Source organism: Moritella sp. 5 (assembly GCF_018219455.1).
In the GTDB taxonomy this organism is placed as follows: Bacteria; Pseudomonadota; Gammaproteobacteria; order Enterobacterales; family Moritellaceae; genus Moritella.
Genome location: NZ_CP056122.1, coordinates 2,956,209 through 2,968,491, shown reverse-complemented (window position 1 = coordinate 2,968,491; position 12,283 = coordinate 2,956,209). Strand labels below are relative to the sequence as shown.

General features: G+C 38.5%; 11 protein-coding genes. 8 read left to right on the top strand and 3 right to left on the bottom strand.

The genetic code is table 11. The features are described 5' to 3' along the window. Positions 1-39: 39 nt before the first annotated feature. Together HWV01_RS13205 and HWV01_RS13200 are read left to right on the top strand one after the other, a co-directional pair. Positions 40-384, top strand: a complete 345-nt coding sequence (locus HWV01_RS13205; RefSeq protein ID WP_211671995.1) for a metalloregulator ArsR/SmtB family transcription factor — start codon at positions 40-42, stop codon at positions 382-384. A gap of 157 nt (positions 385-541) precedes the next feature. Then, positions 542-1,423, top strand: coding sequence for an RNA polymerase sigma factor RpoD/SigA (locus HWV01_RS13200; RefSeq protein ID WP_211671994.1), 882 nt, complete (start codon positions 542-544; stop codon positions 1,421-1,423). A 69-nt stretch (positions 1,424-1,492) separates the two neighbouring features. On the opposite strand, the gene HWV01_RS13195 is transcribed toward HWV01_RS13200, so the two are convergent. Continuing rightward, positions 1,493-2,392 carry a hypothetical protein gene (locus HWV01_RS13195; RefSeq protein ID WP_211671993.1) on the bottom strand — a complete coding sequence of 300 codons (900 nt, stop codon included), beginning with the start codon at positions 2,390-2,392 and terminating at the stop codon, positions 1,493-1,495. 196 nt (positions 2,393-2,588) lie between these two features. Then, positions 2,589-4,970: a VolA/Pla-1 family phospholipase gene (locus HWV01_RS13190; protein ID WP_211671992.1), complete on the bottom strand. Its 2,382-nt coding sequence runs from the start codon at positions 4,968-4,970 to the stop codon at positions 2,589-2,591. A gap of 684 nt (positions 4,971-5,654) precedes the next feature. Here HWV01_RS13190 and HWV01_RS13185 point away from each other — a divergent pair. From HWV01_RS13185 to HWV01_RS13165, 5 genes are all read left to right on the top strand, one after another. Then, positions 5,655-6,104: an AAA family ATPase gene (locus HWV01_RS13185; RefSeq protein WP_211671991.1), complete on the top strand. Its 450-nt coding sequence runs from the start codon at positions 5,655-5,657 to the stop codon at positions 6,102-6,104. A gap of 138 nt (positions 6,105-6,242) precedes the next feature. Next, entirely contained in the window at positions 6,243-7,394 is a 1,152-nt protein-coding gene (gene chrA / locus HWV01_RS13180) for a chromate efflux transporter (RefSeq protein WP_211671990.1), read from the top strand. A gap of 123 nt (positions 7,395-7,517) precedes the next feature. After that, positions 7,518-8,339 (top strand): cobalamin-binding protein, encoded by an 822-nt coding sequence (locus tag HWV01_RS13175; protein ID WP_211671989.1) that lies wholly within the window; start codon positions 7,518-7,520, stop codon positions 8,337-8,339. A 16-nt stretch (positions 8,340-8,355) separates the two neighbouring features. Beyond that, positions 8,356-8,784: a DUF5522 domain-containing protein gene (locus HWV01_RS13170; RefSeq protein WP_249185300.1), complete on the top strand. Its 429-nt coding sequence runs from the start codon at positions 8,356-8,358 to the stop codon at positions 8,782-8,784. Between the two features lie 44 nt (positions 8,785-8,828). Continuing rightward, positions 8,829-9,497, top strand: coding sequence for an ATP-binding protein (locus HWV01_RS13165; protein WP_211671987.1), 669 nt, complete (start codon positions 8,829-8,831; stop codon positions 9,495-9,497). Positions 9,498-9,640: 143 nt separating this feature from the next. Here HWV01_RS13165 and HWV01_RS13160 read toward each other — a convergent pair whose 3' ends face one another. Further along, positions 9,641-10,669, bottom strand: coding sequence for a tyrosine-type recombinase/integrase (locus HWV01_RS13160; protein WP_211671986.1), 1,029 nt, complete (start codon positions 10,667-10,669; stop codon positions 9,641-9,643). A gap of 827 nt (positions 10,670-11,496) precedes the next feature. Between HWV01_RS13160 and HWV01_RS13155 the strand changes: the two genes are divergently transcribed. Beyond that, complete coding sequence (locus tag HWV01_RS13155; RefSeq protein WP_211671985.1) at positions 11,497-12,231, top strand: hypothetical protein; 735 nt, start codon at positions 11,497-11,499, stop codon at positions 12,229-12,231. The last annotated feature ends 52 nt before the right edge of the window (positions 12,232-12,283 follow it).

Sequence of the window (12,283 nt, the reverse complement as noted above, 5' to 3'; positions counted from 1 at the left end):
ATAGAGTGGCGGCATGAACCATCAAAAATGAATTTAATTATGGATTTACTCCAGTTTTACAAGTGCTTAGCAGATGATACTAGATTGAAAAGTCTATTGTTAATACTGAAAGAAAATGAATTATGTGTGTGTGAATTAACACATGCATTAGGGCAAAGCCAACCAAAGGTATCACGTCATTTAGCCCTGTTACGTCAGAAAAAACTGGTCATTGACAGACGACAGGGCCAATGGGTACATTATAAAATCAACCCCAATATACCTGACTGGGCACAAGACATATTGTCTCTCACGTTAGCGAATAACCCGAGTAGTATTCAACAAGAAGTACAGCGTTTAGGTGAAATGACATACCGCCCTAATAGTGAAGTATTGTGTGATTAGCTCAAAATAAACGTTCAATATTATTTATTTAAGCATGCCCCTGCCAGGATAACTTGCTGTTTTAAATTTATATTTGGCGATATTAACCCTAACAAAACAAGACTACGTGTCACCTTGTTATGTTATTATGGTAATGAACCATAAACAGGGATGATTAATGAATAACATGACTAGTCACGCACTTGATGCGTATTTTGATGAATTACAAAAATTTAGTCAGCTACTGTCTAAACAGGAAGAATACGACACAGCCGTTGCTGCAGCCCGCGGGGATAAATCTGCTCGGGATACGATGATCCAATCAAATTTGAGGTTGGTTCTTATGGTGGCGAAGAAATATAAAAGCTATTCACTTGATTGGGATGAGATAATTCAAGAGGGTAATACGGGCTTAATGCATGCGGTAGATAAGTTCGATCCAGAGCGAGGTTGTCGGTTTTCAACTTATGCAGTGTGGTGGATAAGAAACAATATCGAACAGTATATTATGAACCATTCTCGAACCATTCGTATCCCCATTCATGTTACACGCGTTTATAAACAGATACTGAAAGCTTCATCTGAACTTGGCCTTGATCTTGATACCAACGAAGGTATTACTAAAATATCCCAAGAACTCAAAATATCACCTCGTAAAGTACTGAAGATATTAGGTCACTATTTTAATGAAGGATCTTTAGATAAAGAGATCCGCAGTGGTGATAATTTATTGGCTAGTCTAAAAGATTTGGTTGCTGCTGAAGTGAATTGTCAGCCTGATATTCGTTATGAAAAATGTGATTATTATGAATATATGGACGCATTATTAGAATACCTGCCGGTACGTAGTCAAAACATTATTCGTTTACGCTTTGGTTTTAAAGGGCAGGACCCAATGAGCTTAGAAGCTATTGCACAGCTAATGGATATTTCCCGTGAACGTGTACGACAAATTATTCGTAATGGCTTGAGTCAAGTCCGAGAGCAACTATGTGCGAATGACTTAGTAAAAGAAGATTTTGATTTTGAAGCAGATTCTATTTGTACGACAGGTATTTAATGGTAATAAAGTCAGCCATAGCTAAAATAGCTGACCTTATTTGTTGTTCGTCGTTGTTAATGGCGGTTACTATGCTTTGAATGCCATATTCAGTAATGAAATTAATTTAGCAGGATCATTTTTTGTCTGTGTGATCTCACCTAAAGTGACGGCTTGTTCTGGGTTCACAGAAATAGTGATACTTTTCGGGTCATTAATAAATTTAACAAACGTTGTCGCCGCATTTTTCGCAAGCTTTATCTCTGCATCGCTCAGCTCATTATTTTTGTTTTCAAGATCTGCCGCCAGCATGGTATTTATCTTGTCTGATACACGCTGTTTTAATTCTTCAACACTGATGTCTGACGTTTGGGCTTCTTGTTTAAGCAGGCGTTCAACAAATGATTGGTCTGTGTAAGTAAACTCGGCAGTGTTTAGCTGATAGTTCGGGTACGAGAATAATAGGCTAATTGGCTGTTTCGGATCAAATTGGAAGTTAGCTAAGTTAAGCGAGTATTCCATTTTACCCATGTCTTGTGCACTTAGACCAAGCTCTAAATCCATTACGTCATTAACGTAAGTGTATTTTGTCGATAGGCTGATTAACATATCATCTGTATAACCAAGCTCTTTAAGCTGTTCTGCTGTTTGTGGTTCTATATCATCAATGCTAATTGAAATCCCGTCTAAGGCTATGTCTAACGCGGCAGGGAATTCTGATTCTACATCAAACTTATTAATGGTTATTTCATTAATAGTGACAGGGGTTGCGCTGCCATCAACAGGGCTTAGTACTACGTTATGTAATTGAATTTTCTGGGTGATAGGTTCGACACTTAGATCGCCATATTTAACATCAATCATAGGCTGCATTTCGATGATCTTCGCATCAAGTTTTTTTTCTACTTGGTCTGTCATATAAAACTTACCGCCAGCATAACTTGCCGCAAGTCCGGCGATAACTACGCCTGAAACTAATTTAATATTCATGATGTCACTTATTGGTTGGGTTGATTTTATTAGATGTAATTAAAAATACATATTACTGAGTAGATTATGTATTGGTTACCAAATGATTGGAATAGTTCAGTGGAATTTAAATAAAAAAACGAAGGTTTATCACTAAACCTTCGTTTGTTATGAGCAATTGCTCAGTCTATTGTTTGATTATTGGCTTAATCAGTCGTTAAGGAACTGATTTAGGATCAAGTAAACTGTTATCAATATTGCCGATAGTACTGCCATCACCGGCTAGGAAGCTAGCGATATGGCTCTGCAGTTCATTGGTAGTTTTTGTATCAGCATTAGGATGATCTGCATCTACTGGATCAGCTGTATAATCTAGAATCACAGAACTATGTTCACCAGCAAGCAATAATGCCGCTTTCTTCGTTGTATCTGTAAATGTATAAACATTTTTAAGTTTAAGTTGCGACATTAATGGTTCAGTACCACCTATAGTAGAATAAGGTGATGAATCGGCTTGTGCTGTGCTATTTGGAATAACTGTATCACCATTAACTTGTGCTAAGTAAACTGGTGTTGTATCAGAAATTTTACGAGCAAGCGAAAATGGGTCTGCTGTTTCTAGAACCGTTTGAGCTGCAACAGCAAAGCTTTGGAATGTGGCATCAATTGCCGCTTTATCTTTAGCTGGTAAGTCATCGCTGTTATAAAATGCATTGAAGCATACGGTATCAGAATAACTGGCAAGAGTGCAATTATCAGCGTGTGCGGCATATATAGGGTTTGCTGCTTTCATTAACCCATGCTTAACCGTACCACCAAACTCTTCAGAATTAAGCAATAGATAAGGTACACCGCTGCCCGGGTTCGCATATGCGGATTTGTCTATTGCAAATAACTCATTACCTGATGGCATTTGACGATCGATTGTTGCTTGTAAACTTATACCTGTCATAGCTCCAAGAGAGTGGCCAAAAAAACTAACCTTAGATGTATCGAGGACATCTAATTCTGAACCTGGTGTTGCTGGAATCAGATTCAGACCACCACGTAAACCAATGAGGTCGACAACGGCTTGGCGCAAATTATCGCGGCCAACAGGTAGATAACCAAAGTTCATGAATACGCCTGCATTGTCTTCATCCGCAATAATGGCCCCACCAGCTAATGCCCTGTCGCCGTGTAATGGTAAATCAATAGCAAGTACTGCGTAGTTTTCATTTACAATTTTATTTAAACTTCCTGTTAACTTCAAAGATGCTAGTATATTCTCTTTAACAGAAGTAATACCATGCTGATATATGACTACTGGTACCTTTGCTGCTGAAGTAGCAGAATTTGGAGTGATCAATATGAAACTTACATCTTCAACAGCTTTAACTTGCGGTAATGGACTGTATTTAGTTATAAGTCGTTCCGAGTCAAGTTGTTCACCGTCAATTGTGAATTTCTGACCAATCAGCTTAAGTGGCTCCAATGAATCTTCTTTAAAAAGCTCTTCGATATTGATACCAGCATCGTCCTCTAACTGGGTTTTAAGTTCTTGTTTTTCTTTATCTGACCCTGAGTTTAATACACTTGAAATAATAGCAAGACTTGGCATGCCACTTTGCCAAGGTGTCGTATACCATTTCTTTGCATCTGTCTCACGCTCAAGAAATGAAGGTAGTTTTACCGTACCTTTACGGTATGATAAATTAGCGCCAATTGTTACTGCTGCAGAAGCGGACATCTGTAGAGAATATAGTCCTGTTAGGTCTAATCCTTTGGGATTAGCACTACCTTTCCAAACAGCACCTGCAGTACTGCCTTGCTTTATTGCTGAAAGGGCTTTTGCGGTTGCAACCTTGGTAAAGTAAAGCGATTCACCTGCCGATGAAGTCGTAAACCAGCTTGAATAAATAATGTTTTCATAATCGGCGATGCCAGACTTATCCATTAAGCCTTCTACTTGCCAAACAATCTTTTGTGGTATTTCTAAGGCGCCGCCAGTTTGATCAATCTGTTTGTTTTTTAAAGCCGCGTAGCTATTCGATATACCCAGTTTTTGACCAGAACTATCAATCAAAGCATCGGTAATAGCATAGATATAGTCACTGCCGTGCTCTAAGCTACCGTTTAGTGGTAAGACCGCTAGTGAAGTACCCGTTGAGATAACTGTATAGTCAACACCGGCCGTTAAGGCAACAGGATTACTTATCACTTTTGCTCTTGATACGTCTACTTTTGCGATTTTCACTGCGGCGTGAAGCAGTGTTGAATCTGTTGTTAGCGTTACGCCTGTCGGTAAATCAAGCTCAATAACGAAAGGTTGAGTTGGACTCCAACCATCTGTATCACCCATTGCAAGTTTTGGATCTTTCCGATCTGTACTCGCTCCGGCTACTGTTTCAAACAAAGTGCCATTTTTCGCGTCCATTGCGAGATAAGTTGGTGTGGATATTACTTTTTTCGAAGAAATTAAATCGAATGCGATACTTGATTGACGGTTAAGTGAATTTGTAATTGTGTCATCCATACGGAGGTCTGTTGAATCATCACCGCAGGCTGTTAATCCAAGTGTGCTTGCTATAGCAAGAGCAAGAATTTTCTTATTTTTCATTAATAACTCCGAATTTTAAATATAATGATGATGCACTTAGAGAATGAGCTAAATGGGGATTTGTCTGCGGAACAAATTCTATTATAATATTAGATGTTTGCATTACTATCCTTGTAATCTACTGATTCCAATTAACTATTTTATACTTCTTAAATAAATGACTTAGTTTAAAGGTGGCCATTGTCATCCATTTATTATGAATATTAGGTCTGACCAGTATTATTAATTAGATGGTAGCTTAGTTCATTAATACTTAAGTGTTAACAGGTTGTCACGTATTATGTGAGCTGGCGCAATTTACAATCGTGATATTCGTTGGTTATAAATGGATTAAATAAATTATTCCCTTTATAATTTATTTTTCTTTAGTTAATTAAATTAGTGGTTTACGTGATGGTTGTGTTGTTTTGATAAATTTAAATACAGATTTAAATAGACAGCTAATCAAGGTGTGGGAATTAACATACTTGCAATATTAGTCACATTTTTGTTGCTTTATTCATTGTTTTTTTATAGTCAGCGCTATTAATTTCCACTAATCTATTTGTTATGCTCGTCACGTTTTATTGTATTGCCAGTTGTATTTTTTATCGTCTGGTTGACTAATTATTATTAATTGATTTGTATTGACCAGATTATTTATAATCGCTTATTCTATTCTCACTATCTATCATCTTGAGTGTTATGTCGTTGTTACTTGAATTATCCACACTGTCTAGTCCTTGCATGATAATTATTCGCGGTATTCCTGGTTCGGGTAAATCAACGCTAGCTCAGCGCTATCTTCAATTAATCCCTGATGCTGTTCACTGTGAAGCGGATCATTATTTTATCAATAGACAAGGCGAATATTGTTACGATGGAAGTAAGGTTAAGTTTGCTCATCAATATTGCCAGAAAAATATACGTAATGCTTTAAGCAAAGGTCAATCCGTTATTGTCAGCAACACCACGATTAAACGTTGGGAGTTAACTGCGTTATTGGACATTGCTACCCGCTATAATATCGAACCACATATCATTCACTGTTGTGGCGCATTTACGAGTAACCATAATGTCCCTGCTGAAATCGTGGCAAACATGGCGTTAAACTATGAAGTTTATCCAGGTGAAAGCCGCTATATTCCCAGTTAAAATCGCTATCTCTTACACTTAAAGTAAGCTTTATATAACTTGCTGCAAACCTCAATTTTGTCATATATCTGTAATAAAACTGAAATATAATAATGAGGCGAAATTGGTTTCGCATATCAGCTATATAAAGGCAAAGTAATGAAGCAAGTTTTGGAAGTATTTTGGCAGTTTTTTACATTGGGGTGGATCAGTTTTGGTGGCCCAGCTGCACATATCGGTTATTTCGAGAAAACATTCGTTCAAAAATTAAAATGGATAGATAGCGAAAGCTATGCAAGATTAATTTCGTTAAGTCAGTTTTTACCTGGCCCAGGTTCAAGTCAGATAGGTTTTGCAATTGGTTTACGTCGTGCAGGTGTTATCGGTGGCTTTACCGCGTTCATAGCATTCACATTCCCTTCGGTTCTATTGCTTTATATTCTAGCAACAACCAATGCGACACAAGATGCAGCATGGTTAGTGAGTATGACCCACGGACTGAAATTATTAGCGGTTGTCGTTGTGGCAGATGCGACGTTAAATATGTACAAAGGTTTCTGTAAAGAGCGCAGTACGGTCACAATCTGTGTGGCAACGGCGGCGGTATTACTGATGGTGCCGAGTCTATTAACGCAAATGCTGGTGCTTATCGCAGCTGCGGTGATTGGTATGCAGCTTAAGAAACCAAACGAAGCAACACCAGTGCCCGCCACTAAAGGTGGTGTTAATTATTTACCACTCGTGATCTTTGCTGTGTTGTTTGCGGGTTTACCGTTATTAACGAATTCACCTGCATGGTTAACTGTCTTTGCTGACTTCTACCAATCGGGTAGTTTAGTATTTGGTGGCGGTCATGTGGTATTACCTATGCTGCAACAAGCGTTAGGTGATGCGATTGATACAGATCGCTTCCTATTAGGTTATGCAGCTGCGCAAGCAGTACCGGGTCCTATGTTCTCGTTATCTGCATTCTTAGGCGCTGATTTGTTAGTTAACTCACCATTGATGGGCGCGTTAATTGCGACGGTTGCTATCTTCTTACCGGGTTTCTTGTTAGTACTGGGTTTCCATGGTGCATGGGAGTCGCTCGCGGCTAAACCTAAAGTTGCGGGTGCAGTATGGGGTATTAATGCGGCGGTCGTTGGCCTACTGATGTCAGCGTTATACCAGCCCGTATTTACCTCTGCGATTGTTGGTCCGGTTGATATGGCCGCGGTTATTGTTGGTTTCTTTGCGCTCCGCACATTGAAATTACCAATTATGGCTGTGGTTGCTAGCTTCATCGCATTTGGTTATGTAATGGGTCTATAACGTTACTCTGCAATTAAAAATACCCAGTATTATAAGGTGGTATAACCTTATAATACTGGGTATTCAGTTTCCTATAAACAAGATATACTTTCGTAAATCGAATTAAATTGCGGATTAAATAAAATGAAGGATTACTATCCGAAACGGATTGTCTGTTTGACAGAAGAAACGACGGAAATGCTGTATATACTGGGCGAAGAAGCGCGTATCGCAGGTATTTCAGGTTTTACTGTTCGTCCGCCGCAAGCGCGACAAGCGCATCCGAAAGTATCTGCATTTACTTCTGCAAAGATAGATAAGATCCTCGATTTAAAACCTGACCTTGTTCTCGGATTTTCTGATATTCAAGCTGATATCGCCAGTGAATTAATCAAGCAGGGCATTGCTGTTCATATCTTTAATCAGCGTTCGGTTGAAGAAGTATTCAATATGATCATGATGTTAGCAAGTCTGGTTGGTGCGAGTGATAAGGCTGCGATCTGGTTACAAGAGATAGAAAGTAAGATTGAGCGTATTAAACTCAATGCGACTAAGTACTGCAAGCGTCCTAAAGTCTATTTTGAGTTGTGGAACGATCCATTAATGTCGGGTATCCAATGGGTTTCAGAACTGATTGAGATCGCAGGTGGTGACGAATGTTTTCCCGACCTTGCTAAAGAGTCATTAGCGAAGAATCGTATTATTGCTGATCCGACTATTGTGGTCGATGCGGATCCTGACATCATCATTGGTTCGTGGTGTGGCCGTAAATTTAAGCCTGAGCATGTTGCTGCCCGAGCAGGGTGGGACAAGATCAGTGCAGTTAAAAACATGCAATTATTTGAAGTCAAATCGGCAAATATATTACAACCTGGTCCAGCTGCCTTAACCGACGGTTTAGATCAACTTGTTGAGATTATCGAAGCATGGCAACAGCAGTACGCAAACGAAAGTGAGAATGAATAACTTGGAAATTGAAAGTATGACGAAATCAGTCGTTGATGAAGCAGTTGTTAACATCGAAGAGAATGTAGACCCAATGCCCGTTCCTGTGGCTAAGCAATGTTCAGAATGCCAAGCGGAATTTGGTTGTGGCGTTGTCTCGGCAATTGAGCAGGGTGGTTGTTGGTGTCAAGATTTACCAGCTATAATGCCATTAGGTACCTTGAGTGATTGTTTGTGTAAAGCATGCTTAGCCAAGGCCATCGGCGTCGAGATCATTAAACAGCTTAATGCGGCAGGTTCACCAAAAGCGCGTCTTGCACTGGCTGAACCATATCGTCATCAAACAGAGTTAGTTGAGAACATCGATTTTACCATTGAAGATGGCCGTTATGTTTTTAGTGAGTGGTATCACTTAAAACGTGCTCGCTGTTGTGGTAATGGTTGTCGTCATTGTGCTTATAGATAAGCGTAGAGTGCGATTATTTATTGGCTCTTAGATAGTTGAAGTATATGAAAAAACAAAAAACGTTAGTATCTTGGAGTACTGGCAAAGACGCAGCATGGACGTGTTTGCAATTGGCTAACGATCCATCTATTGAGATCGTAGGCATCTTTTGCTCAGTCAATGCGCAATATCAACGTACCGCGGTTCACTCTGTACGTATTGAGTTGTTACAGCGTCAGGCTGCGGCAATGAACTTACCTTTGGATATTATCGAAATTCCTTATCCGTGTAGCAATATTGAATACGAAGCGATAATGGATGCGTTTGTTGAAAAAGCCAAACAGCGTGACGTCGTTAACTTTGCTTATGGCGATCTGTTTTTAGCGGACATTAAAAACTATCGTGTTAATAATCTAGTCGATACAGGTATTGAAGCGATTTTCCCGTTGTGGGAGCTCGATACCCAACAACTTGCAAGCGATATGTTAGCGGGTGGACAGAAAGCGATTGTTACCTGTGTTGACCCACGTCGTTTATCTGCCGATTATGTGGGTAAAGTCTTTGATGAAGCGTTTATCGCTAGCCTACCAGAAGGTATCGATCCTTGTGGTGAGAACGGTGAATTTCATACCTTCGTATTTGATAGTCCGTTATTTTCCAACGCCATTGATATTAAAACCGGTAATATAAACAGTGAAGGGCACTACACTTGGATAGACCTAGAGTTGGCTTGATTACTAGTATTTACGCCATTTAAATCAAAGTCTTACGTTTTGTTGGCGTGAGTGGCCTCTAATGTATGTTTATATGGTGTATGATTGAATACTACTGTATACACATACATGGTTGTATTGTTCATCGCCATTTTACCGCCACTTTATTTCCCCCTGCAGGCAAGCGGATTAAACAAAACGGCGTCTTGTAAATGTGATGGGGCAAAGTGGGAATATGCCATTGTTTGTTTTATATCTACATGACCAAGTATCTTCTGTAATACTAAAATATTGCCCCCGTTCATCATAAAATAACTCGCGAAAGTATGTCTTAAAATATGAGTTGCTTGCCCTTTTGGTAAACCTGAAATACACCGGCTTAGCCATTTATACAATACGCCATAGCCACACGTAAATAACCTGCCTGCTGTGTCCTGGTATATCTCATTATATAAATCCTCTGAAATAGGCACAGTCCTATTCCTTTTACCCTTGGTATTGATAAAGGTAATTTTGTGCTTTGTTACCTGAGCGCCTTTTAGGTCTATTGCTTCTGTTATTCGAGCGCCAGTTGCGAGGCAAATTTTAATGATTTGTGTCATTTGTATAGCAATGGGACTGCTTTGAACATCTGCTAATAGCTGTGTTATCTGTTCCTGAGTAAGGTAGCTTAGCTCGCGTTCTGCTGTTTTTAACATCTTCATGTCTGCAAGTGGGTTAGGTTGATTCCATTCATTTAATCGAGCTAGTTCATTAAACACTGCTTTCATCCACAACAAATCATAGTTATGTGAAGATATAGCCAGTTCAGCCCCAGTAAGGCCATTATGTACACCCATTGTTACTCGGTTTGCTCGGTAATGTGCAAAGTCTCTGGCGGTTAATTTTGATGCGACGGGATCGTTTAATTGCTCACAAATGATTTGTAGTCGGCGAAATGCATTAGCACCGCTTTTTAAGTTTTTAGCGTGTAGTTTCCACCACAGATCAAGCAACACTGATAAACGTCTATTATCTTCTTTGCCGCCTAACCAGGGCTTATCGTCAATCTCGTTCATTGTGTAGCGCTCGAACGCTGTTGCTTCGCCTTTGGTCGCAAAGCGTTTGCGAATGCGCTTGCCTTTACTACCTTGCGGATAACACTCACAAAGCCAAGGTTTCTTGTGGCCGTCTTTGAGATTGCGAATAGACATGGTGTATTTCCTTATAACGCGTAAATCAATGTATTTAATATTATAAAACAATGATAACTGTTTTTATATACAGTGTTATGCATGGTAGGGCTTAAATTAGATATGTTCAATGTTTGTTTATAGTTGGTAGATACACAGTGTAAGGGAGTGTAAGCATTTGAATTATATTGAAGTAGGCTGAATAGGGGGGATTTATAGTCTATAAATTGTTTGTTTTTCACTCCAGGCACAGTTAGTTATAAAATATGTCTTGTTTTTCCTTGCTATAACATTAAATGCCAATAAAATCAGCCGCATACTGTCCTTGTTAATAATTAACAGGACAGCCCGCTTTCTCTGGTCTGCTTTAATATCAGATTAGTATTTTCGCTTATTTTTTATTTTATTAGTTGTTAGTGACTAGGGTGAACTGGTTTGGCGGATTGAGACATTCTACTATATAAATAGCTAATTTTCCGCGCGGATTAAGAATGGAGTAATTATGACTCATTTGCTTATGAATGCTATTAAATGAATATTAGTAACTTTAACAGACCTAGATTGACTTTCTTTGTCAACGCATGGGAATTTAAGAATATGATTTATATATCATTTATAGGTTGGTCATTGTTTACACGGACCTGTATAAATCACAGTATTCCGTATATCCAAATAAGAGGGAATACAACCCCAATGCTAAATATGGTGTAGTTCATTGTTATTAAACAATAATTTAATGTTCAATCATTTTACGCTAGTGCTTTTTATGTATTATACGGAATTCCGTAAAATACACTGTTAGCCGTATCTCGGGTTCGGAGTATTTCAAAGTGAGTAAGGAGTTTTAAATGGATTGGAAATTTTGGTCGTTCTTAGTTGCTTTTGTTGCTTTGATTTTGTCTCAACTCCCACCGATTAGACTTTGGTTTAAAAAAGCCAAGTTGGATCTTGAACTCTATTCAAGAGTTCATATAACACACAAAGTTGGAAACCCTAATATTCAAACACATCTCATTTTAAGAAACATTGGTGGTCGTAATACTAGAATTAAAGAAATTAGTATTGATATAGAAAGAGATGGTAAGTTTTTAGATACATTAATTGCACAAAATTACCTACCTGATGCATTGAACAATCAAAGCGTTTTATTTACAAATTTCTCACTTGCTCCAAATGATGAGTGGTCAAATAGGGTTAACTTGTTGAATTATTTTGACAGAGAAGAAGAGAAGTCATTTAAAGCTTCTGAGAAAGCTTTGAGAGAAGAAATTATAAGATTAAGAGAGCCATTAAAAGATGGTGATAAAACCAACGTAAAAGTTACAGACCAATTTATTGAACCATTTACCCAAATGTTCAAAAATAAGTTCATCTGGAAGCCAGGAGATTATCAGTTTCATATAAATGTTAAAACACTCGACCAAGAAGCTGATATAAAAAAATCATTTAGGTTTATTTTATTTGAGTCTCAATCTGAAGATTTAGAGTCATATGTTAAAGACTTTAATATAGGCGCAGGTATCTCTTATGATGTTAATGATCATAGTGGTGTCTTAGTGCAGGTAGAAGAAATATCCGGCTAACAAGGCGTTCAAACGGACAAAAAACAGTTGGCTGTTTCACTCCGTTCACCAT

Bases quoted from the DNA above. Each gene is read 5' to 3' on its own strand.
- HWV01_RS13205 (WP_211671995.1), top strand. From the start codon at position 40: ATGGATTTACTCCAGTTTTACAAGTGCTTAGCAGATGATACTAGATTG.
- HWV01_RS13200 (WP_211671994.1), top strand. From the start codon at position 542: ATGAATAACATGACTAGTCACGCACTTGATGCGTATTTTGATGAATTA.
- HWV01_RS13195 (WP_211671993.1), bottom strand. From the start codon at position 2,392: ATGAATATTAAATTAGTTTCAGGCGTAGTTATCGCCGGACTTGCGGCA.
- HWV01_RS13190 (WP_211671992.1), bottom strand. From the start codon at position 4,970: ATGAAAAATAAGAAAATTCTTGCTCTTGCTATAGCAAGCACACTTGGA.
- HWV01_RS13185 (WP_211671991.1), top strand. From the start codon at position 5,655: ATGTCGTTGTTACTTGAATTATCCACACTGTCTAGTCCTTGCATGATA.
- chrA (WP_211671990.1), top strand. From the start codon at position 6,243: ATGAAGCAAGTTTTGGAAGTATTTTGGCAGTTTTTTACATTGGGGTGG.
- HWV01_RS13175 (WP_211671989.1), top strand. From the start codon at position 7,518: ATGAAGGATTACTATCCGAAACGGATTGTCTGTTTGACAGAAGAAACG.
- HWV01_RS13170 (WP_249185300.1), top strand. From the start codon at position 8,356: ATGACGAAATCAGTCGTTGATGAAGCAGTTGTTAACATCGAAGAGAAT.
- HWV01_RS13165 (WP_211671987.1), top strand. From the start codon at position 8,829: ATGAAAAAACAAAAAACGTTAGTATCTTGGAGTACTGGCAAAGACGCA.
- HWV01_RS13160 (WP_211671986.1), bottom strand. From the start codon at position 10,669: ATGTCTATTCGCAATCTCAAAGACGGCCACAAGAAACCTTGGCTTTGT.
- HWV01_RS13155 (WP_211671985.1), top strand. From the start codon at position 11,497: ATGGATTGGAAATTTTGGTCGTTCTTAGTTGCTTTTGTTGCTTTGATT.